Below are 20,131 nucleotides of genomic sequence, written 5' to 3'. Positions count from 1 at the left end.
CAAGCGGTCAGAAGCGGTCGGACCCGCCACCGCTTCCGGGGGATAGGGATGGGCGGATCCATTCCTCCCCCAGGAAGCGGATCAGCACCTCCGCGCGCCCGCGCGCCTCACGCCCCGCCTCGTCCCACCGTCGGGCCGACAGGCTCTGCCCCCGCGCCTCCGCCGTTTCGGCAAGGCGCAGGCACAGGGCGGCGCGTTCGTTCAAGGCGCGCAGCGCCACCTCGAACGCCTGTTCCACCATACGAAGCTGCGCCTCCTCCATGCTGTCCGCGCCGTAGCGATGGCCGATGTGGCAGGTGAAGCAGGGCAGAGTCTCCGCCTGGCTTTCCCGAAGCGCCCCGCCACATTCGGGACAGGTCAGGTTTGCCGGCATTTTCAGGTCGTACGTGCTTTCCATCGGCATCTCCCCGGATACCGCAGGCCCCGCGGCGTCCGCATCGCGTTCCGCAACCAGCCGGGCGAGCAGCGCGCCCATGCCGGCCGCCGGCAGACAATGATCGACGGCGACATGGTCGAGCGCGCTGCGCGGCATGCCGGCTTGCCGCGCGTCCGCCGGGTCCTGCACCACGGCGATGCCGCCGCGCCGCCTGATCTCGGCGAGGCCCGCCGTGCCGTCGTTCAATCCCCCCGACAGCACCACCCCGATGACCTTGGAGCCATAGGCCCGGGCGGCTGAGCGGAACAGCGGGTCGGCGGCGGGCCGGGTGCCGTTCTCGCGGGGGCCGCGCGACAGGCGCAGGTGGCGGGAGGGATCCACCGTCAGATGGCACCGTGGCGGCGCCACATAGATGTGACCGGAGCGGATCGGCTCCCGGTCGATGGCGTGACGGGCCGGAAGTGGCCCGGCCCGGTCGAGGATGGACGGCGCGGCGCTGGGCCGGTCGCCGATGTGCAGGACGACGCAGACCGCCGCGCGCAATCCGGCCGGCAAGCCCGCCACGAGCGCCTCCAACGGCTCCAGACCGCCGGCCGACGCGCCGATGACGATCAGGACGCCGTCCGTCACAGGGTTCCAGCCTTTGCCCGTCCCGCATCGGCTGGAGTTCGTTCCATCAATCCTCTCCTTCGTCGGCCATGCTGCCCGCCAATTCCCGCCCCTGTTTCGACAGCGCCTCCTTCAGCATCGCCACGGTCCGTTCCGCCTCCTGCGCCGACCGCGTCCAGTTGGCCTCGACGGCGGGGTGCCCATGCTCGCGGGCCCGCTCGGCCAGGCGCCGGAACATGATGGCGCGGTCCTCATGGGTGCGCAGGGCCACCCAGATGGCCTTCTCGATCGCCTCCCGATGCGACTCCGCCAGCGTCGCGGGGCCGTAGGCGTGGCCGACCTTGCAGCGGAAGCGCAGCAGCGGGCCGTCCTCGATCTCCACCAGATTGCCGCCGCAATCGGGGCACGTCAGCGTGCTCGGCTTGCCGACGGAGGCGGTGAGGCCCGGCATCGCGTCGAACTCGTTCTCCGGGATGCGCGCCTCGACCGCGATGTCGGCGGGGACCGGCACCGGAGGGCCGGGCGGATCGGAGAGCCGGCAGGCCAGCAACGCGGGAAGATCGGACAGCGGGGCGCAGGCGTCCACCGCGACATGCCGCATGGCGTTGCGCGGCATGTCGGGCCATTCCGCATCCTCGGGGTCCTGCACCATCGCCAGACCGCCGCAGCGCTTCACGGCGCGCAGCCCGGCGGTCCCGTCGTCCAGCGTCCCGGTCAGGATCAGACCCACCGTCCGCACGCCGTAGGCGACCGCCACCGACCGGAAGAGCGGGTCGATGGCCGGGCGGCAGCGGTTCTCCCGCGCGCCGCGGCGCACCAGCGCGCAGCCGTCCTTGACGAGCAGGTGATGGTCGGGCGGGGCCACGTGGATCCAGCCGGAACGCACCGGTTCGCCGTCCTCCGGGTGGAAGGCCGGCAGCCAGCCGGCGCGCGACAGCAACGTGGGCAGCACGCTGTGCGTCATGCCGACGTGCTGCACGACGAACACCGTGGCGGTCACGTCGCCCGGCATCGCCGCGAACAGCCGCTGCAGGGCCGTGACGCCACCGGCGGAGGCACCGATGGCCAGAATGTTCCTCTTGTCCATGATTCGGGAACAACAGTTTTTGCATGCATGACGACAACATCCCTGCGGCCGATAGATTCCCACTTTTGTCCTATCACTTTTCAACGCGCGCACTGTTGAGCGTGCTGTGCAATCATTCGTTCCCGGCGGGAGGGGGAAGCGTGGGGAAGTCGGCATCCGTCCGCGCAGAGGGTGACACGCGCGATTCGGAGCGCGAGGTGTTGCTTCAGCGCATTGCGGATCTGGACCGGAACCTGGAACAGGCCCTGGTGACGGTGGAGGACGCGCAGGAGGAAGCACGCCTTCTGGCGGCCGACCGGGTCCAGATGGAAGAGGAGATGAACGCGCAGCGGCAGGAGATCGCCGCGCTGCGCGACCGGCTTTCCCTCTCCGAATCCCGCCGCGCGGAGCTGATCGACGCGCTGGCCGAGTCCGACCGCCGCATGAGCCTCCTCCGCCGGGACGAGACCCATCTGTCGGAGGAACTCCAGACCTCCTACGAGGAGCTTCAGGTCCTCACCGAGGAGTTGGAACAGGCCAACGCCGCCCTGGAGCAGCGGGTCGAGGAGCGCACCGCCCAGCTCACCGAGAGCGAGCGGCGGTTCCGCACCCTGTTCGAGGCGATGGACGAGGGGTTCCTCCTCGCCGACGTCCTGTTCGACGGCGACCGGCCGGTGGACGTCCTCCATCTGGAAATGAATCCCGCGGCCCGGCGCATGACCGGTGAGGATTTCGTCGGGCGGCGGCTGCGCGAGATCAGCCCGTCCTTCGAAGACCACTGGTACGAGGTGTTCGGCCGCGCGGCGCGCGACGGGGAGCCGACCCGGACGGAGCTGTACGCCGGGCCGCTCGAAAAATGGCTCAGCTTCTACGTCTTCAAGGTCGGCGCCCCCGAGCAGCGCCGGATCGCCGTGATCTTCCGCGACGTGACCGAACGGAAACGGACCCAGGAGCAGCTCAAACACGCGAAGGAGGCGGCGGAGGCGGCCAACCGGGCCAAGACCAAGTTCCTCGCCGCGGCCAGCCACGACCTGCGCCAGCCCATCCAGGCGGCGGCCCTCTACGCCCATGTCCTGCTCGGGTCGGTCGGCAAGGACCCGGTCGCCCAGGAATCGCTGAGCCGGCTGAAGGCGTCCATCGACAGCCTGAACGGCATGCTCAGCGGCCTTCTCGACCTGTCCCGCCTGGAGGCCGGCGTCATCGAGGTGTCGATCACCGACTTCGCGCCCACGGCCCTGATGACCCGCCTGGCCGAGGAGTTCCGCGGCGTGGCCGAGGCCTCGTCCATCGAGTTGCGCTGCCGGCCCAGCCGTCTGGCCGTGTGCACGGATCCGCATCTTCTGGAACGGCTGCTGCGCAACCTGCTGTCCAACGCCATCGCGCATGGCCACCCCAAGGGGACGGACGGGGACGGACGGGTGCTGATCGGCTGCCGCCGCCGTGCGGACGGGGTGGAGTTCCAGGTCTGGGACAACGGGCCGGGCATCCCCGAGGACGCCCGCGAGGCCATCTTCGAGGAGTTCCGCCAGCTCAACAACCCGGAGCGCAACGCCACCCAGGGCTTCGGGCTGGGCCTGTCCATCGTGTCGCGCATCGCCCGCCTGCTGGGGGTGGAGGTGAGGCTGCGCTCATGGGTGGGGGCGGGCTCCGTCTTCTCGGTGACGGTGCCCTACGCCCGCAAGCCGGAGCCCGGGCCCGTGGCGGCGCCGGTCGCCAATCGGGAGCCGCGGATGAAAGGGCGCACGGTGCTGCTGGTGGAGGACGACGAGCAGGTCCGCCGCAGCATGACCATGATGCTGAAGCGCTGGGGCCTGCGGGTGGTCGCCGTGTCTTCGGCCGGGGAACTGGCCGCGACGCTGCCCAGCCTGCGGCGCCCCCATGTGGTGCTGACCGATTACCGCCTGCCGGGCGGCGACTCCGGACGCTCGGTGGTCGAGCTGGTGCGCCAGCGCTGGCCGGTGCCGGGAATCATCATCACCGGCGACACCGCCCCGGAGCGGTTGCGCGAAGCCATGTCGCTCGGCTGCCGCCTGCTCCACAAGCCGGTGCTGCCCGCGGATCTCGCCGGGGCGCTGGGCGAGGTGCTGCCGTCCTGACGTCGAGCGGCGGCGCGGCGTCGGACCGCGCCGCGGTGGATCCGGCGCGCCGGACGCGGCGCACAACCCAGGCCACCCCCACTTCCCGTTTGCGCTTTGCGGCTCCACGTAGGATAAAGCGCCCCAATTTCCGAGATTTCCGACGGCGAGCACCCCCATGGGCTTCAATTGCGGCATCGTCGGCCTGCCGAACGTCGGCAAGTCGACCCTGTTCAACGCGCTGACCGCCACCCAGGCGGCCGAGGCGGCGAACTTCCCCTTCTGCACCAAGGAGCCGAACGTCGGCCGCGTCGGCGTGCCCGACCCGCGGCTGGACAAGCTGGCGGCCATCGCCAAGTCGCAGAAGATCATCCCGACCCAGCTGGAATTCGTCGACATCGCCGGCCTGATCCGCGGCGCCTCGAAGGGTGAAGGGCTGGGCAACCAGTTCCTCGCCAACATCCGCGAGGTGGACGCCATCGTCCACGTCCTGCGCTGCTTCGAGGACGACGACGTCACCCATGTGGAAGGCAACGTCGATCCCCTGCGCGACGCCGAGGTGGTCGAGACGGAGCTGATGCTCGCCGACATGGAGAGCCTGGAGCGCCAGCTCACCAGCCTCCAGAAGAAGGCCAAAGGCGGCGACAAGGACTCCAAGATCAAGGCCGACCTGATGGAGCGCGCCCTGAAGGTCCTCCAGGACGGCAAGCCGGCCCGCGTCGTCGAGGTCAGCGAGGAGGAGAAGCCGGTCTTCAAGCAGTTCATGCTGCTGACCGCCAAGCCCGTCCTCTACGTCTGCAACGTCGAGGAGGCCTCGGCGGCCAGCGGCAACAGCCTGACCGCCAAGGTCGCCGAGAAGGCCAAGGCCGAGAACGCCGGCATGGTCGTCATCTCCGCCGCCATCGAGGCGGAGGTCGCCCAGCTCTCCGACGCCGCCGAGAAGCAGGAGTTCCTGGAATCCCTCGGGCTGGAGGAGACCGGCCTCAACAAGCTGATCCGCGCCGGCTTCCAGCTGCTCGACCTCATCACCTTCTTCACCGTCGGCCCGAAGGAGGCCCGCGCCTGGACCGTGCGCCGCGGCGCCAAGGCCCCGGAAGCGGCGGGCGTCATCCACACCGATTTCGAGCGCGGCTTCATCCGGGCCGAGACCATCGACTTCGACAGCTACGTCACGCTGGGCGGCGAGCAGGGCGCCAAGGACAACGGGAAAATGCGCCAGGAAGGCAAGGAATACGTCGTCAACGACGGCGACATCTTCCATTTCCGCTTCAACGTCTGATTGGAATTCCGTTAACCCCTTCCCCTCTCTGAGGGAGAAGGGGTTAACGCCCCCCAATCTTATCACCACTGGGAAATCCGTTAACCCTTTCGTAAAACTGGAAAAACCGCTTAAATACCCCTGAGATATGGTTAACAAGCCTCGCGTCGGCTGTTAAGCCCACTGGAATGGGCGACAACCGAGGGCTGGACCGGAGGGGACATGGCGGTGAACCAGAACGCGACCATCGCGCCGGGCGCCGGCTCCTTCTCCGACCGCGTGCGCGACGCCATCCGGCACGGCGAGCTGCGCCTCGCCTTCCAGCCGCAGGCCGACACCCAGAGCGGACGGCTGACCGGGTTCGAGGCGCTGTCGCGCTGGCGGCTGGACGACGGCACGGTGATTCCGCCCGACGTCTTCATCCCCATGGCGGAGACCAGCGACGCCATCCACATCCTGGGCGAATGGACGGTGCGCCGCGCCTGCGGGACCGCGGCGGGCTGGATGCAGGACGGCATCGCCGACGTGCCGGTGGCGGTGAACATGTCGGCGCGGCAGCTGCAGGACCCCGGCTTCGCCCGCACGGTGCTGGGCATCCTCGCCGAAACCGGCCTGCCCGCCGCCAACCTGAAGCTGGAGCTCACCGAAACCGCCCTGTTCGAGCACGGCGAGTCCTCGCGCGAGGTGCTGACGCAGCTGCGCGGCGCCGGGGTCCGGCTGGTGCTGGACGATTTCGGGACGGGCTATTCCTCGCTCGCCCTGCTGCGCCGCGTGCCGGTGGAGGCGCTGAAGATCGACAAGCATTTCACCCAGGCGATGGTCAAGGACCGCGACGCCGCCGCCATCGTGCGCGCCATCATCGACCTCGCCCACGCGCTGGGGATGCAGGCGATCGCCGAAGGGGTGGAGACCAACGAGGAGCTTCTCTACCTGCGCGCCTACCGCTGCGACCGCATCCAGGGCTATCTGCTGGCCAAGCCCCTGGACACGGCGCAGGTCCCCGACTTCATCCGGCGGCTCGCCGCGACGCCGACAGGCGGATGACCCGCTCCGTCTCGTCCCATTCGGTCAGCGCCGCGGCCTCGTCGATGGTGGCCCAGCGCGCCTCCAGGGCGTCGTCGGCGCAGACCGCCTCGCCCTCCGGGCACTCCGCGGCCACCTCCACGATGGTGTAGTGGTAGTGGACGGCCCCGGCGTCGTCGAGCGTCATGGCGTCCACCACCGTGACCACCTCGGTCGGCACGACGTGCAGGCCGGTTTCCTCCAGCACCTCGCGCACCGCCGTCTCGAACACGGTCTCGCCCACCGACTGGGCGCCGCCGGGCAGGCTCCACTGCCCCATCCGCGGCGGACGGCCCCGGCGGATCAGCAGCACCCGGTCGCCGCGCCACACCACGGCGCCCACCCCCACCCAGGGACGGTCGGGATATTCGCGGCCGGAACGGTCGGTGGGAGGTGTGGTGGACATGTCTGCTCCTCGTTGCGCTTGACCCGACGCTAACCCAGGGGGACAGTCGGATACCAGTGGCCAAGAGGCCGAGCGACCCGCACCCAGGACACCGAGCCCCGGACACCGCCATGAAGCTCAACGAGATCCGCACCTTCGTCGCCGTGGCCGAGGCCCAATCGGTGCAGGAGGCCGCGCATCGGCTGGGGCTGACCCAGTCCGCCGTCTCGCGCCTGATCCAGCGGCTGGAGGCGGAGCTTGGCGTGCCGCTGTTCGACCGCCAGACCAAGCCGCTGGCCCTGACCCGCGACGGCGAGATGGCGCTGGCCCACGCGCACCGGGTGCTGAAAGCGACGGACGAGCTGTCGGACGCCTTCGCCGGGGCCGCCCAACCGCGGGGGCTGCTGCGGCTGGGGGTGGCCCATGTGCTGAGCGCCATCGCCGCGCATCATCCGCTGGACCGGCTGCGCACCGCCTTTCCCGGCCTGACCATCCGCCTGCATTCGGACTGGAGCACGCCGCTGGTCGAGCAGGTGCGCAACGGCACGCTGGACGGCGCGCTGGTGCTGACCCACGACGCCCAGACGCCCCCGGATGACCTGGACGCCGTCTGCATCTCCCGCGAGCCGGTGCGCATCGTCGCGTCGGCCGAGCTGGCCGGGCGGCGGGAGTGGACCCTGCCGGCGATGAACGCGGTGGGCTGGGTGCTCCAGCCCGACGGTTGCCAGTACCGGACCGCCATGAGCCGCGCGATGGCGCAGCACGGGCCGGCGCTGAACGTCACGGTGGAGGGGTTCGACCAGTCGCTGCTGCTGTCGCTGGTCGCCCGCGGCGTCGGGTTCGGCCTGGCGCCGCTGCGGCTGATCGCGCCGACGGCCCAGGCCGCGCAGCTGCGGGCGCTGGAGACTCCGGACTTCGCGCTGACCGTCGCGGTGTGGCTGCTGCGCGGCCGCTTCACCGGGCGCATCGGCCCCGTCTTCGACGCGCTGGAGGACAGTTTGCTGGACCTGCTGCCCCCGGCGGCGGAGGGGCCTCTGCCCCTGCCCTGCCATTCCGCGGCCGAATAACCTTCTTTCCCATTGTGAATTTGCCGCACGCCCGGCGCACGCTTATCGTGTGACCCTGATGAGACGCGGGCCAGCGTTGCCGCACCGGCCACAGCCCGCGCTGAGGGAGGATCACTTGGACACCAGCAACCGGGCGGGCGGGGCGCCTTCGCCCCGCTCCTGGCGGACGCCGGGATTCGTCATCGCCTGCGGCTGCCTGATCGCCATGCTGGCGTTCGGCCCGCGGTCCAGCATGGGCCTGTTCACCGCCCCCCTGTCGGAGGCGCACGGCTGGGGCCGCGACGTCTTCGCCCTGTCGATCGCCATCCAGAATCTGGTCTGGGGCATCGGCACCCCCTTCGCCGGGGCGCTGTGCGACCGCTACGGCCCGGCGCTGGTGCTGGGGATCAGCGGCGTCCTCTACGCGCTGGGGCTGGCGCTGATGCCCTACGCCGACACGCCGCTGATGCTGCATCTCAGCTCCGGCCTGCTGATCGGCCTGGGTCTGGCCGGGGCGTCCTTCGGCATCGTCATCGCCGGCTTCAGCCGCATCGTCCCGCCGGAGAAGCGGAGCTGGTCGATGGGTGTCGCCACCGCCGCCGGCTCGATGGGCCAGTTCCTGTTCGCTCCCACCGGCCAGGCCTTCATCGCCGCCTACGGCTGGCAGACGGCGCTGATCCTGTTCGGCGCCTCGATGCTGATGATCCCCGTCCTTGCCTCCTCCTTCGCCGGGGCGGGCGGGTCGAAGAGCGCGCAGGCCGTCACCGGGGCCGACATCGGTTTCGCCGCGACGATCCGGCAGGCCTTCAAGCACCGCAGCTACGTCCTGCTGGTCACCGGCTTCTTCGTCTGCGGCTTCCAGCTCGCCTTCATCACCACGCACCTGCCGCCCTATCTGACCGCCGCCGGGATCAGCCCCGGCCTCGCCTCCTGGGCGATGGCGCTGATCGGGCTGTTCAACGTGGTCGGCTCCTACATGTCGGGCGTGCTGGGCGGCAAGATGAGCAAGCGCCTGCTGCTCTGCGCCAACTATACGCTGCGCGGCCTGTGCACGGCGCTCTTCATCCTGCTGCCGGTCACCCCGGTTTCGGTGATCCTCTACGCCGCGGCGATGGGCCTGCTCTGGCTGTCCACGGTGCCGCCGACCTCCGGCCTCGTCGTTCTGATGTTCGGCACGCGCTATCTCGGCATGCTCTACGGTTTCGCCTTCCTCAGCCATCAGGTGGGCGGCTTCCTCGGCGTGTGGCTGGGCGGCGTGCTGTACGAGCGCATCGGCTCTTACGACGTGGTGTGGTGGGCCAGCGTGGTCCTCGCCCTGGCCGCCGCGGTGGTGAACTGGCCGATCGCCGAGAAGCCCGCCCCCGCCCTGGCGGCGGAAGCCAAGGCCTGACGGTCATGACGACTCCAGCGCCCGCCTCCTCTCCCGGTTTCGGCCACGGCTTTGCGCTGGCGCTCGGCGCGCTGGCGCTGGTCATCTGGGCGGTGGTGACGGGGGTGGCGCTGAAGCAGGCGGCGCTGAACGAGGAGGATGGCGGCACGGTGCTCGCCGTCTTCCCGCCGGGCACCCCGACCGCCGAGGCCTTCACCGCGGTGGTCCGCGCCGGCGGCCAGCCGGTGCGCCAGACCTGGATTCCCTTCGCCTGGGTCGCCCGCAGCGACGGCGGCGGTTTCGTCGGCCGCCTGAAGGAGGAGGGGGCGGTCACCGCCTACGGCGAGCTGTCGGTCGGCCCGGCGCTGGGCGGCTGCGCGGTGGTCTCGCTGGACGACAAGCGCCCGGTCGGCTTCCAGTTCAAGTGACGTCACAAACCCGTCATCAAGCGGCAACGGGACCGCAGTTCGGGTATTGACAACCCCCGCCAGGAAGAGCAGGCTATCTCTCAGAGCAACACTGGTTGAGGTGAAGACGCGGTGGACACCGCATCAAGTTGGCCCAAAAGCCAGCTTCTCATCACAGCAAATGTTCCCGTAGCCAGGAGGGTGTGATCATCATGAGTCCACCTGCGCTTACTTGAGGAAGCCGACCTGTTCGGCCACACATTTCTGAACATTGCCGTTGAGACGGCTCAACCATTGCGGATGTCCTGGCACAGCCGCTGAAACCCCCGCCCCCCGCGCGGGGGTTTCGCTTTTCCGGGTTCCCGGCGCGGCGGCCTCCACCATGATGAAGGCCGCGGCCGGCAGTCGTCAGGCGTCGACCTGATGCCCCTCCAGGAACATCGCCTTGGACAGGGCGTCGAAAAAGCTCTGGTAGGGCGCCGGATCTTCGACGGGCGTGATGTTGTACTGGGCGTTGGCCCGGACGAGCGTCTGCGTGGTGCCGCGAGCCCGGGTGGTCACCGTGATCCGCAGGAGATAGCCGTTCAGCTTCGTGGCGCTGACGGTCCCGAGCGTCGCATCCGCCTTGTCCACCACGAAGCCCAAGTCCTGAAGCGTCGCGATGATGGTGCGCAGCATCTTCGGCTGGTCGGTGGTGTCGTAGGCCCGCGTCTGATAGGAGCGAACCTGAACCTGCGATTTGGAGGTTTCGAGGACCTGGCTGCGCGAGTCCGTCTGGCAGGCGCTGACGGTCATCGCCAGGGCGATCAACGGAAAAGCAAAAAACTTCTTCATGATCATCAAATCTCGTTGGCCGTCAGGAACACGGATTGGGAGAGTTTGTCAAAGAACTGCTGGTACATCACCGGATCGGTCAGCCCTTCGATCTTCGACACCACATTGTGGTTGTTCCAGACAATGCGCTGGAAGGTAACCCGGACGGCCGTCTTCTGATCGTCTATCGGCCGAGTCACGAGGCTGACGCGGATTTTCTGCTTGGTGTCAAACTGCATCGCGTTCGCACCGAACAGGACGGCCATGACGACCGCGCCGGCGACCTGCCCGGCCTCGGTCGCGTCACGGTCTTTGGAGCCGACGATCAGGCCGGCGGGAACCGTGCTCTCGTCAATGGTGAAGCCAAGGTCCTGAATGACCGCAGCGCTCGCCTGAAGCAGTTTGGCTTCCTCACTGGTGTCGAAGCGGCGCGTTTGCATTTGCCGCTGCTGCAGGCTTTCATGGGACAGCTGAAGGGCTTCCTTGGGAATGGTCTGCTGACAGCCGGTCATCAGAAAGGCAGCAGCCAGAGTTGCCGCGATCGTCTTCTTCATCACAAGGACCCCGCTCAGAAGCTCGACGTGCGATAGGCAAAGTCCCGAACGCGCTGAGCGTTGTCGAACTTTATGATGATCGTCAGAGTGCGCTGCGTTACCGACTTCGCGCCGCTGGCCTCACCGTAGCCCGGCGAAACGCCCGCCCCCAGGAGTCCGGCCGGCCCCAAGACGCCCCCAAGGACCAAAGCGGAAACGCCCCCCTGGGACGTGGAATAAGCCGTTTCCGTCGAGATTTTGTCGTAGACCCAGCTTTCACGCCGCTGCTCGTCCGTGGTCACCATGTTCGGAGACCCCAGAACCTGGACGACGTCCGCGGAAGACATGCCAACGCGAATTTCGCGCTGGACCGTGCCAACCGTCACCCGATCATTTGAATTGTTCGCCACAGCCGCCCGGTGCTGCTCCGCCGTCGCGCAACCAGCCAGCGCCAGCGTCAAGACGGCAACACGAAGGGTCGCAATTCCCGCAGTTTGTTTTTTCATTTCTTAGCCTGTATGAACTCGAAGATTTCTCGAATTCAGTTTTAATTTTTTCGGTCGCTTGAGTCTACACCTAAAGCGTGCATATCAGAGTATGCATATAGTTTATGAGAGTTCTCTATTTTTTACGCTGCAACTCAAAATGAATCGCCGCATCCAGTCACCCGGCACCGGACCCGGGCGGCAATTTGGGCGCGAGGAAAAGAAAAACCCCTCCCCCGCGGGCGCGGGAGAGGGGCGAAGGCGTCGTGTCGCTTCAAACGGGTCCGCAGACCCGGGAGTCAAGGCACCGGCCGATCAGTACATGTGCTGGCCGCCGTTGATCGACAGGGTCGAGCCGGTGATGAAGCCGGCGTCGTCGCCGACCAGGAACAGCACGCCGCGGGCGATCTCCTCGGCCTTGCCGAGACGGCCGACCGGGATGCGGGCGACGATCTTCTCCAGCACGTTGGGCGGCACCGCGCGCACCATGTCGGTGTCGATGTAGCCCGGCGCGATGGCGTTGACGGTGACGCCCTTGGCCGCGCCCTCCTGGGCCAGCGCCTTGGTGAAGCCGTGGATGCCCGACTTGGCGGCGGCGTAGTTCACCTGACCGTACTGGCCGGCCTGCCCGTTCACCGAGCCGATGTTGACGATGCGGCCGAAGCCGCGCTCGCGCATGCCGTCGATGACGTTGCGGCAGAGGTTGAAGCAGGAGGTGAGGTTCGTCGCGATGACGTCGTTCCACTGCTGCGGGGTCATGCGGTGGATCACGCCGTCGCGGGTGATGCCCGCGTTGTTGACCACCACGTCCACCGGCCCGAGTTCGGCGGTGATCTTCGCGATGCCATCCTTCACGGCGTCGAAGTCCGACACGTCGAACTTGTAGACCGCGATGCCCGTGCGGGCCGAGAATTCCTTCGCCTTCTCATCATTGCCGGCGTAGTTGGCGGCGACGACATAGCCGGCGTTCTTCAACGCGACGGAGATGGCTTCGCCGATACCGCGCGTTCCGCCCGTGACGACTGCAACTCGAGCCATTGGCTCCTCCCCCAAAGCTTGGTGTTGGATTCTTTATCGGTTTCTGTAGGCGCACATACGAAACGGGCCGCACCCCGGAGGGAACGGCCCGCTTTTCGTCAGCCCCGCTCGACGGTGAGGGCGATGCCCATGCCGCCGCCGATGCACAAGGTGGCGAGGCCCTTCTTGGCGTCGCGCTTCTGCATCTCATAGAGCAGGGTGGTCAGGACGCGGGCGCCCGAGGCGCCGACCGGGTGGCCGAGCGCGATGGCGCCGCCGTTGACGTTGACCTTGGAAGTGTCCCAGCCAAGGTCCTTGTTGACGGCCAGGGCCTGCGCGGCGAAGGCCTCGTTCGCCTCGATCAGGTCCAGGTCCTCGTGCTTCCAGCCGGCCTTCTCCAGGGCGAGGCGGGAGGCCGGGATCGGGCCGGTGCCCATGATCGCCGGATCGACGCCGGCGGTCGCCCAGGAGACGATGCGGGCCAGCGGGGTCAGGCCGCGGCGGGCGGCGTTCTCGGCGGTCATCAGGACCAGCGCGGCGGCGCCGTCGTTGATGCCCGACGCGTTGCCGGCGGTCACCGTGCCCTCCTTGGAGAAGGCCGGGCGCAGCTTGGCCAGCGATTCCGCCGTGGTGCCGTGCTTCGGATACTCATCGTCGGCGACGATGATGTCGCCCTTGCGGCCCTTGATGGTGACCGGGATGATCTCGTCCTTGAAGCGGCCCGACTTCTGGGCGGCCTCGGCCTTCTGCTGCGAGGCGGCGGCGAAGGCGTCCTGCTCCTCGCGGGTCAGCTGCCACTTCTGGGCGACGTTCTCGGCCGTCGTGCCCATGTGATAGCCCTTGAAGGCGTCCCACAGGCCGTCCTTCAGCATGGTGTCGAGCATCTCGGCGGCGCCCATCTTGACGCCGTTGCGCAGATGCATGACATGCGGGGCCTGGCTCATGCTCTCCTGGCCGCCGACGACCATGATGTCGGCGTCGCCGTTGCGGATCGCCTGGTAGCCGAGCGCCACCGAGCGCAGACCCGAGCCGCAGAGCTGGTTGATGCCGAAGGCGGTGGCGGAGGCCGGGATGCCGGCGTTGACGGCGGCTTGGCGGGCCGGGTTCTGGCCCTGACCGGCGGTCAGGATCTGGCCCAGGATGACCTCGTTCACCTCCGCGGCGTCGGTCTTGGCGCGGCTCAGCGCTTCACGGATGGCGACCTCACCCAGGTAATGGGCCGGCACGGCGCTGAGCGCCCCGTTGAAGCTTCCGATGGGAGTACGCGCTGCGCTGGCGATCACAACCTCGGTCATGTTGACGCTCCTCAGATTTTGTCAGTTTTATTATCGTGTCAGTGGGCCGCACGGAGTGGGAAAAACCTTATGCGCGGATTTCCCGCAATGCAAGACACCTGACTGGCTGCGGTTATCCTGCCGCACTAAGCCATTCGGCCAGGGGGCGCCAAACGCCTGTTTCGGCTCCGGCGCTGACCACCATGCCAATATGGCCGAGCGGCGGCCTGATCATTTGCGCGCGGTCGATTGATCTTGCCAAGGCCATCGCGGAGGCGGGCGGAACGATGCGGTCGCGCTCCGGGATGAGCGCCAGGACGGGCATGCGCAACCGCGCCGGCTCCACCGGCTGGCCGGCGACCATCCAGTCGCCGCGCGCCGTGTCGTTGCGCCCGTACCAGCCGGCCAGCGTGTCGCGCGCCACCCCGGCGACCAGCGGCACCCCGTCGTTCAGCCAGTCCTCCAGCGACACGAAGGCGAGCGCGGCGCGGCTGTCCGGCTCCATGCGGGCGAACTGCGAGAACTTCTTCAGCGCCAGCAGCGGGTCGAGCTGGGCGAACAGCCCTTGGAGAACGTCCACCGGCAGCTCGCCCCAGGCGTCGAGCAGCGGGCCGAAGGGCTGGAAGACGGCGGCGGCGCGCCGCGCCATGCCCGCGTCCTCGGCGTGGAAGTCCCAAGGGGTGGCGAGCAGGCCGAGCGCCGCCACCTCCTTGGGGCGGCGCTGCGCCAGCGCGGTGGCGAGCAGCCCGCCCATGCAATAGCCGACCACCGGAACCGGCCGGCCCACCTCTTCCACCACCGCGGCCAGCGCCCGCTCCAGCCGGCCGGCGATGTAGTCGGTCAGGCTGTAGCGCCGCTCCAGCGGGCCGGGCGTGCCCCAGTCGATCAGGAAGGGTCGCAGCCCCTGCGCGGCCAGCCAGCGCATCAGGCTTTTGCGCGCCGACAGGTCGAGGATGTAATGGCGGTTGACCAGCGACGGCACGAACAGCGCCGGCGCGCCGGTCGCTGGGCCGAGGGCGCCGTAGTCGAGCAGGCGGGACGCCCCTTCCGTCCACAGCACGGGCGGGTCGGGAAGGTCGCGGCGGTAGGGGTGGTGGCGGTAGCGCTCGATCCCCGTCAGGGCGAGGTTGAGCTGGCGGCGGACCTCCCGGTCAACCGCCCGGGCGAACGCGTCCGCGTCGGTTGCGGCGATCCGCCGGCGCAGGTCCTCCGCCCGCTCCCGCAGATGCGGCTTCCATGGCAGCGAGCCGTTCCTCAAGTGCGGCAATGCGGCCGAGGAGCTGAGCAGCGTCGCCGCCACCGTCGCCAGATGCAGCGCCAGGGGCCGCGGCCCCAGCCGTTGGGTGGGGTTGGGCGGCGGGGGCGTCGTGGCGTTGTCCCCGGTCACGCGGCTCTCCCTCGGACGACGGGTGGGATGAGGCCGGGGTCGGATTCCAGCCCGTGCCCGGCGCGCTGGCGTAGGCGAAGCCGCCCGGCCCCAGGACGAAGGGCGCCATCGCCGCGGCGCCCTGCGCCATCATCTGGAACAGGCGGGCGGCGGCATCGGCCATCTCTGGATCGGCGGCGCAGGCCGCCCATTGTTCCTGCCACAGGTCGAGGTACCGTTGCGCGAGCGTTTCCAGGGACGGGGTGTCGGATTCGGACGATTCGGCCATGGCCGCGAGTATATGGGGGAGGCGGTGCGCTTGACCAGAGCCGCGAAGGACCGATCGAAAATGCCGCGAATCCCGAATTATCGGGGGTGCGTCCACCTGCGGTCGCAGCGCTGCGGCACAGCACTGGACAGGGTGCATTCCTTCGAGTAGTCCTTATATCTGGAACATACCCGCCGCACGACCCTTCTTGAAAGAAACAGCGATGGCCGACAAGGAAGACCAGAAGTCCGCGACGATCACGATCAAGAAGTACGCCAACCGGCGGCTCTACAACACGGCGACCAGCAGCTACGTGACGCTCGACCATCTCTGTCAGATGGTCAAGGACGGCCTCGACTTTGTGGTCTATGACGCGAAGACCGGGGAGGACATTACCCGCTCGGTGCTGACGCAGATCATCGTGGAGGAGGAGAGCAAGGGCCAGAACCTGCTGCCGATCAGCTTCCTGCGCCAGCTCATCGGATTCTATGGCGACAACATGCAGTGGATGGTGCCGCGCTACCTCGAATATTCGATGCAGTCCTTCTCGCGCAACCAGGAGCAGATGCGCGACTATTTCCAGAACACGCTGGGCGGGATGTTCCCCTTCGGCCGGCTGGAGGAGGTCGGCAAGCAGAACATGGCGATGTTCGAACGGGCCATGCGCATGTTCTCGCCCTTCGGCGGCGCCGAGGACGGGCAGCCCGGCGAGCATCCCGCCGCCCCGCCCCGCCCGGCGGCCCCCGGCCCGTCCGCCGTTCCGCCCAACGGCGCGGCGGCGGCCACCCACACCTATGAAGAGCTTCAGAAGCAGATCGACGACCTGCAGAAGCAGATCGCCAGCATCGCCAAGCCGGCGCGCCCGGCGAAGCCCGAAGGGAAGTGAGCGGCGGCGCCTGCCGCCTCGAAGGTCATCGCTTCATTGGTTCCGTGGCGCAGGGCGGGGAAAGTTCCCCGCCCTTTTCTGTTTTTTTCGGCACCAGTGGCACGCCCGGCTGTTTGTTCAACGGAACGGTCCAGAGGAGGAACGCCATGAAGACCGAGCTGCAGATGACGATGGAGCTGGAGGTTGCCGACGCCCAGGACGCCCACCGGTTCGAGGAAAAGCTGCGCGGCTGGCTGCGCCACCAGAGCCAGGTGGTGTCGGTGTCCGCCGCCCACAGCGGCGTCGGCAACGACGTCGCGTGGCGGGACGCTCGGCGGGCGGCGTTCGGCTCGCCCTTGCCGAATCCCTTCGCCCCGGGCCGCGGGCGCTGATTTCCGCAAGCGGATCGCCACAGAGGCGCCCGTCCCCGCACCCCGTTGGGACGGGGCGGGCGCCTTCCGCCTTGAGACGGCGCGTCAGCCGCGGAAGATGTGCGGCACCATCGCCGCGTCGGAGCCGACCCTCGGGTCCGCCGATTCACGGACCGACATGCCCAGGCACTTGTCCCCGATGATCCAGCAGTGCAGGAGCGCGTGGACGCCGTCCTCCTCGAAGATCGGCGGGGTTTCCAGCCAGACCCGTCCGCCCGGATAGTCGGCGCTGCCGGTGTCCGAGACGGCCTGGCCGTGCGCGGTCATGCGCTGGGCCGCGTCGTCCAGCCCGAACAGGCTGCGCTCGGTCACCGCGTCGCAGCCGGCCAGCTCCTCGGGGTCGAGCGCGGCGCGGCACAGGTTGGGGTGGCGCGGATAGAGCGACCACAGCGTCGCCAGCAGCCCGTGGTTCGACATCGGCCAGCACCACAGCGGCGACAGCATGCTCATGCCGCCCATCCGCAGCTTCTGCAGGAATGCGTCCTCGGCCAGCCCCTGCCAGGGGTAGATCTTGGCCAGCCAGGAGGCCGCCCGCCCCTCGTCGTCGACGAAGCGCCGGCCGTCCCAGCCCAGGCTTTGCAGCGGCAAAAGATGCGTGGCGATCCCCGCCTCCGCCGCGGTGGCCGCCAGATAGACCAGCTCGCTCTCGCGCATGGGGTCGGGGGTGGCGCAGGCGAGATGGACGAGGGCGCGGCCCGGCATGCCCGCCGCCAGCTCCTCCCAGCGCTCCACCAGCCCCTCGTGCAGGCCGTTGAACTGGTTGGCGTCGCCCATCAGGGCCTCGCGCCAATTGCGCTGGATGATCGAGGCGGCGAACAGACCCTCCGGCGTGTCGTAGTTGCAGGCCAGCAGCTTGACCGAATCGCGCCCGTCATAGGCCAGCGTCAGCCGCCCGATCAGCGCCCCGGCCCGCTCGTTCAGCCGGCCGGACGCCCAATAGTCGTTCCAGGACGCCTCCAGAAGTCGCGCCACGCCGCCGCGCACCCCCAACCGGGCCAGCGCCCGCCCGTCCACCGTCGCGCGCAGCGCCTCGCGCAGCATGGTGTGCAGCTCGTCGGCGACGCTCTCGATCAGGTCGATCTGATGGGCGGAGAACTCGTACCGCACATCCTCGCGCCAGAAGGCGCCGGCGCTCATGGCACGGACGCCGTAGGGGTATTTGCGGAGCCCCGGACGCCAATCCGCACGGGGTTTCATGACTGCTCTGCGCATCGTGTGCTTACCGGGCCGCCGGATTCAATCCATGGTTTTGTCCCGCTGCGGCGCGCCGCTTGCGGCCGTCCGGGATTTAGTGGGGGCGGATCATTGCGGCGCAAACGCGCCAACACAAGCGCCTTGCGCGCCCGTCCCTCCGTTTTTCCACGCTTCCCCCCGTGGATCTCACAGGCCGGGTGGAACGCCCGTCAATAGGCGCGGTCGGCCAGCCAGCCCGCGATGGCGCTTTCCATCGCCTCGGCGGTCGGATCGCCGTGCGCCGGGCCGGTTCCCACCATGGGAAGCCGAGCCGCTCCGGCGATGTCCTCCGCCGGGGCGCCGGAACCGACGAAGAGGTCGCAGCGCCTCAACAGGGCGCACAGCCCGTCGAAGCCCAGCCGCCCGACCGCGCTGACGCAGGCGGCTCCGGCCTCCCCGGCGATGCGCGCCGCGGCCCCCTTCGCGGCCTCCTCGCCGACCAGGATCAGCGCGGTGTCGCCCCGCGCGGCGAGGCGGCGGCACAGCTCCGGCAAGTTTCCGGCGCCCGCGGCGGCGGCCAGCCCGACCGCGCAGCGCCAGCGCGCCGGAACGCCCTCGGCCAGAAGAGCGGCGGCGGCCCGCTCGCCGGCGGGGGAGGTCCAGACCTCCGCGGTGGGGTCCGGCTCCCCGGCGGCGAGCGCGCCCAGCAGACCGGCGGGAGTCGTCGCGACGTGGGTGAGGAAGGCGTCGGCGTAATAGCCGCGCACCGGCCGGCCGACCCTGCAACCGAGGCGGAGCGGCGCCCCCGTGTCCTGCATGAGACGGTTGGCGAATCCGGCATCCTCGCCCCGGACCGGATTGATCGTCAGATCGAAGGCGCCGTTGAACCGCTCGCCGATCTCCTGGCGCACCGCGGCCACCAGCGCGTCGTCGGGTGCCCGCCCCTTCAGCGGCGGCAGGGTGACCCGCTGGTTGACGTAGGGGCAGAGGGCGAGCGCCGCTTCCGCGTCCGGCGTCGCGAAGACGGTGATCCGGGCCAGCGGCAAGGCCCGCCGCAGCTCCCGCAGGACGCCGGACGCCCGCAGCACGGCGCCGACCCCGTCGAGCAGGAACAGGCCGACGCTGCGGATCAGATCGGTCGGGAAAGGCGGTTCGCCGGGGGCGAGCGTGCGGCGGCGGACGGCGGGGCCGGAGTTCCGCAGCAGCGCCACCGCCGGGGCGGTGGAGGCGCCCCGCGCCGGCGGCACGAAGCCCCAGGTTCCCTCGGCATCCGTGCGCGCCAGCGGCTCCACCTGGGCGTGCTCGGCGCGGGCGACGGTCGCCGCGTCGGTCACCCAGGGGAAGAAATCGCGCAGCGGCAGGCCGCCGTTGCCCACCGACCGTCCCGCCGCCTGCAGGGCCTCCCACCGCTCGACCGCGCCATCGTAGCCGTAATAGACCTCCTTGAACGCGACCTGCTCCCGCGTCGCGTAGGCGAAATGCTGGAAGACCAGCCCGCCCGCCGCCGTCTCCTCGTGAAGGAAGGGGTTGGCCGCGCCAAGGTCGTTTTCGGACCCGTCGGGCTGCGGGCGCACCAGCCGGGGCGGGACGTGCGAGTGCCAATAATCGCCCGGCCGGTACCGCCAGCTGCGCAGCCATTCGTAGGCGCGGTAATTGCCGTACTGGTCCAGCCGGTCGAGGACCAGGGACGGGCCGACGAAGAAGTGGCAGAGGTACAGAGCCGCCGTGCGCGACGGCGAGTCGAGGAACATCCGGCGCGCGCGGGCGATCTGCTCCGCCGTCCACAGCTCGTCTGCATCGACCTGCCAGAGCAGGCATTCCTCGGTCATGGCGGCGAGCGGCGCCGTCACCATCTCCACCTTGCCCTGCCAGAAGACGCCCGGCGGCTTGCGGTACACCGACACGCGCCCGGGCTCCTCCGCGGCGATGCGGTCGAGATACTCCGAGGTGCCGTCGCTGCTGCGCCCGTCGCGGTGGAGATCCTGCGGGACGCGCCCGCCCCGCTGCGCGCACCAGGAGGAATCGCGGACCTGCTCCGCCACCCCCTCCACGACGTGCCAATGCCAGGGGAAGGGCAACTGGCGGAACACCTCCAGGTGGTAGCGGATGAAGGGGTCGCCGTTCAGGACGATGGTCAGGAAATGAACCGGTAGCATGCCCGCAATCCCGTCCTTCGCCCGTTGATCCGGCGCCGCGCAGTCCGCCGGACCTTGTCGCCTCCGCGGGAGCGGTGTCAAGGAAGCCGTGCGACTC

At 69.2% G+C, this 20,131-nt stretch carries 19 protein-coding genes; 8 read left to right on the top strand and 11 right to left on the bottom strand.

Annotated elements, in window-relative coordinates:
* Positions 1-7: 7 nt before the first annotated feature.
* Entirely contained in the window at positions 8-1,006 is a 999-nt protein-coding gene (locus ABVN73_RS25000; protein WP_353861785.1) for a chemotaxis protein CheB, read from the bottom strand.
* Between the two features lie 46 nt (positions 1,007-1,052).
* Positions 1,053-2,072: a chemotaxis protein CheB gene (locus ABVN73_RS24995; protein WP_353861784.1), complete on the bottom strand. Its 1,020-nt coding sequence runs from the start codon at positions 2,070-2,072 to the stop codon at positions 1,053-1,055.
* 197 nt (positions 2,073-2,269) lie between these two features.
* On the opposite strand from ABVN73_RS24995, the gene ABVN73_RS24990 reads away from it, so the two are divergent.
* From ABVN73_RS24990 to ABVN73_RS24980, 3 genes are all read left to right on the top strand, one after another.
* A complete protein-coding gene (locus ABVN73_RS24990) occupies positions 2,270-4,147 on the top strand; it encodes an ATP-binding protein (RefSeq protein ID WP_353861915.1) in 1,878 nt (625 codons plus the stop codon).
* A 157-nt stretch (positions 4,148-4,304) separates the two neighbouring features.
* Complete coding sequence (gene ychF, locus ABVN73_RS24985; RefSeq protein WP_353861783.1) at positions 4,305-5,405, top strand: redox-regulated ATPase YchF; 1,101 nt, start codon at positions 4,305-4,307, stop codon at positions 5,403-5,405.
* Between the two features lie 201 nt (positions 5,406-5,606).
* The gene (locus ABVN73_RS24980; protein ID WP_353861782.1) at positions 5,607-6,428 is read left to right on the top strand and encodes an EAL domain-containing protein; all 822 of its coding nucleotides are present in this window, start codon (positions 5,607-5,609) and stop codon (positions 6,426-6,428) included.
* Here the strand turns inward: ABVN73_RS24980 and ABVN73_RS24975 are convergent.
* Positions 6,391-6,852 (bottom strand): NUDIX hydrolase, encoded by a 462-nt coding sequence (locus ABVN73_RS24975; protein ID WP_353861781.1) that lies wholly within the window; start codon positions 6,850-6,852, stop codon positions 6,391-6,393. The genes ABVN73_RS24980 and ABVN73_RS24975 overlap by 38 nt on opposite strands.
* 110 nt (positions 6,853-6,962) lie before the next feature.
* Between ABVN73_RS24975 and ABVN73_RS24970 the strand changes: the two genes are divergently transcribed.
* The 3 genes from ABVN73_RS24970 (at position 6,963) to ABVN73_RS24960 (ending at position 9,674) form a co-directional block, all read left to right on the top strand.
* Positions 6,963-7,898, top strand: a complete 936-nt coding sequence (locus ABVN73_RS24970; RefSeq protein WP_353861780.1) for a LysR family transcriptional regulator — start codon at positions 6,963-6,965, stop codon at positions 7,896-7,898.
* A 115-nt stretch (positions 7,899-8,013) separates the two neighbouring features.
* Positions 8,014-9,267 carry an MFS transporter gene (locus tag ABVN73_RS24965; RefSeq protein WP_353861779.1) on the top strand — a complete coding sequence of 418 codons (1,254 nt, stop codon included), beginning with the start codon at positions 8,014-8,016 and terminating at the stop codon, positions 9,265-9,267.
* 5 nt (positions 9,268-9,272) lie between these two features.
* Positions 9,273-9,674: a hypothetical protein gene (locus ABVN73_RS24960; RefSeq protein ID WP_353861778.1), complete on the top strand. Its 402-nt coding sequence runs from the start codon at positions 9,273-9,275 to the stop codon at positions 9,672-9,674.
* A gap of 387 nt (positions 9,675-10,061) precedes the next feature.
* On the opposite strand, the gene ABVN73_RS24955 is transcribed toward ABVN73_RS24960, so the two are convergent.
* The 6 genes from ABVN73_RS24955 to ABVN73_RS24930 form a co-directional block, all read right to left on the bottom strand.
* Positions 10,062-10,487 carry a hypothetical protein gene (locus ABVN73_RS24955; protein ID WP_353861777.1) on the bottom strand — a complete coding sequence of 142 codons (426 nt, stop codon included), beginning with the start codon at positions 10,485-10,487 and terminating at the stop codon, positions 10,062-10,064.
* Between the two features lie 5 nt (positions 10,488-10,492).
* On the bottom strand, positions 10,493-11,020 hold the full coding sequence (locus tag ABVN73_RS24950; protein WP_353861776.1) for a hypothetical protein: 528 nt from the start codon (positions 11,018-11,020) through the stop codon (positions 10,493-10,495).
* 14 nt (positions 11,021-11,034) lie between these two features.
* Complete coding sequence (locus ABVN73_RS24945) at positions 11,035-11,505, bottom strand: hypothetical protein (RefSeq protein ID WP_353861775.1); 471 nt, start codon at positions 11,503-11,505, stop codon at positions 11,035-11,037.
* A gap of 294 nt (positions 11,506-11,799) precedes the next feature.
* Positions 11,800-12,522, bottom strand: a complete 723-nt coding sequence (gene phbB / locus ABVN73_RS24940; protein WP_119510469.1) for an acetoacetyl-CoA reductase — start codon at positions 12,520-12,522, stop codon at positions 11,800-11,802.
* 98 nt (positions 12,523-12,620) lie between these two features.
* Positions 12,621-13,796, bottom strand: a complete 1,176-nt coding sequence (locus ABVN73_RS24935; RefSeq protein ID WP_353861774.1) for an acetyl-CoA C-acetyltransferase — start codon at positions 13,794-13,796, stop codon at positions 12,621-12,623.
* A gap of 112 nt (positions 13,797-13,908) precedes the next feature.
* Positions 13,909-15,162: an alpha/beta fold hydrolase gene (locus tag ABVN73_RS24930; protein WP_353861773.1), complete on the bottom strand. Its 1,254-nt coding sequence runs from the start codon at positions 15,160-15,162 to the stop codon at positions 13,909-13,911.
* Between the two features lie 470 nt (positions 15,163-15,632).
* On the opposite strand from ABVN73_RS24930, the gene phaR reads away from it, so the two are divergent.
* Positions 15,633-16,295: a polyhydroxyalkanoate synthesis repressor PhaR gene (gene phaR / locus ABVN73_RS24925; RefSeq protein WP_353861772.1), complete on the top strand. Its 663-nt coding sequence runs from the start codon at positions 15,633-15,635 to the stop codon at positions 16,293-16,295.
* Positions 16,296-16,441: 146 nt separating this feature from the next.
* Positions 16,442-16,666: a hypothetical protein gene (locus ABVN73_RS24920; RefSeq protein WP_353861771.1), complete on the top strand. Its 225-nt coding sequence runs from the start codon at positions 16,442-16,444 to the stop codon at positions 16,664-16,666.
* A gap of 84 nt (positions 16,667-16,750) precedes the next feature.
* Here the strand turns inward: ABVN73_RS24920 and ABVN73_RS24915 are convergent, their stop codons facing one another.
* Entirely contained in the window at positions 16,751-17,902 is a 1,152-nt protein-coding gene (locus ABVN73_RS24915) for a glutathionylspermidine synthase family protein (RefSeq protein ID WP_353861770.1), read from the bottom strand.
* A gap of 206 nt (positions 17,903-18,108) precedes the next feature.
* Entirely contained in the window at positions 18,109-20,034 is a 1,926-nt protein-coding gene (locus tag ABVN73_RS24910; protein ID WP_353861769.1) for a hypothetical protein, read from the bottom strand.
* Positions 20,035-20,131 lie beyond the last annotated feature (97 nt).

Origin of the sequence: Azospirillum formosense (assembly GCF_040500525.1) — a bacterium.
GTDB classification, from domain to species: Bacteria; Pseudomonadota; Alphaproteobacteria; order Azospirillales; family Azospirillaceae; genus Azospirillum; species Azospirillum formosense_A.
Note: the sequence above shows the minus strand (reverse complement) of the source record. Positions and strands in the feature narration are given on the sequence as shown.

Bases quoted from the DNA above. Each gene is read 5' to 3' on its own strand.
- phaR (WP_353861772.1), top strand. From the start codon at position 15,633: ATGGCCGACAAGGAAGACCAGAAGTCCGCGACGATCACGATCAAGAAG.
- ABVN73_RS24945 (WP_353861775.1), bottom strand. From the start codon at position 11,505: ATGAAAAAACAAACTGCGGGAATTGCGACCCTTCGTGTTGCCGTCTTG.
- phbB (WP_119510469.1), bottom strand. From the start codon at position 12,522: ATGGCTCGAGTTGCAGTCGTCACGGGCGGAACGCGCGGTATCGGCGAA.
- ABVN73_RS24975 (WP_353861781.1), bottom strand. From the start codon at position 6,852: ATGTCCACCACACCTCCCACCGACCGTTCCGGCCGCGAATATCCCGAC.
- ABVN73_RS24995 (WP_353861784.1), bottom strand. From the start codon at position 2,072: ATGGACAAGAGGAACATTCTGGCCATCGGTGCCTCCGCCGGTGGCGTC.
- ABVN73_RS24935 (WP_353861774.1), bottom strand. From the start codon at position 13,796: ATGACCGAGGTTGTGATCGCCAGCGCAGCGCGTACTCCCATCGGAAGC.
- ABVN73_RS24980 (WP_353861782.1), top strand. From the start codon at position 5,607: ATGGCGGTGAACCAGAACGCGACCATCGCGCCGGGCGCCGGCTCCTTC.
- ABVN73_RS24910 (WP_353861769.1), bottom strand. From the start codon at position 20,034: ATGCTACCGGTTCATTTCCTGACCATCGTCCTGAACGGCGACCCCTTC.
- ychF (WP_353861783.1), top strand. From the start codon at position 4,305: ATGGGCTTCAATTGCGGCATCGTCGGCCTGCCGAACGTCGGCAAGTCG.
- ABVN73_RS24960 (WP_353861778.1), top strand. From the start codon at position 9,273: ATGACGACTCCAGCGCCCGCCTCCTCTCCCGGTTTCGGCCACGGCTTT.
- ABVN73_RS24970 (WP_353861780.1), top strand. From the start codon at position 6,963: ATGAAGCTCAACGAGATCCGCACCTTCGTCGCCGTGGCCGAGGCCCAA.
- ABVN73_RS24955 (WP_353861777.1), bottom strand. From the start codon at position 10,487: ATGAAGAAGTTTTTTGCTTTTCCGTTGATCGCCCTGGCGATGACCGTC.
- ABVN73_RS24915 (WP_353861770.1), bottom strand. From the start codon at position 17,902: ATGAAACCCCGTGCGGATTGGCGTCCGGGGCTCCGCAAATACCCCTAC.
- ABVN73_RS24920 (WP_353861771.1), top strand. From the start codon at position 16,442: ATGAAGACCGAGCTGCAGATGACGATGGAGCTGGAGGTTGCCGACGCC.
- ABVN73_RS24950 (WP_353861776.1), bottom strand. From the start codon at position 11,020: ATGAAGAAGACGATCGCGGCAACTCTGGCTGCTGCCTTTCTGATGACC.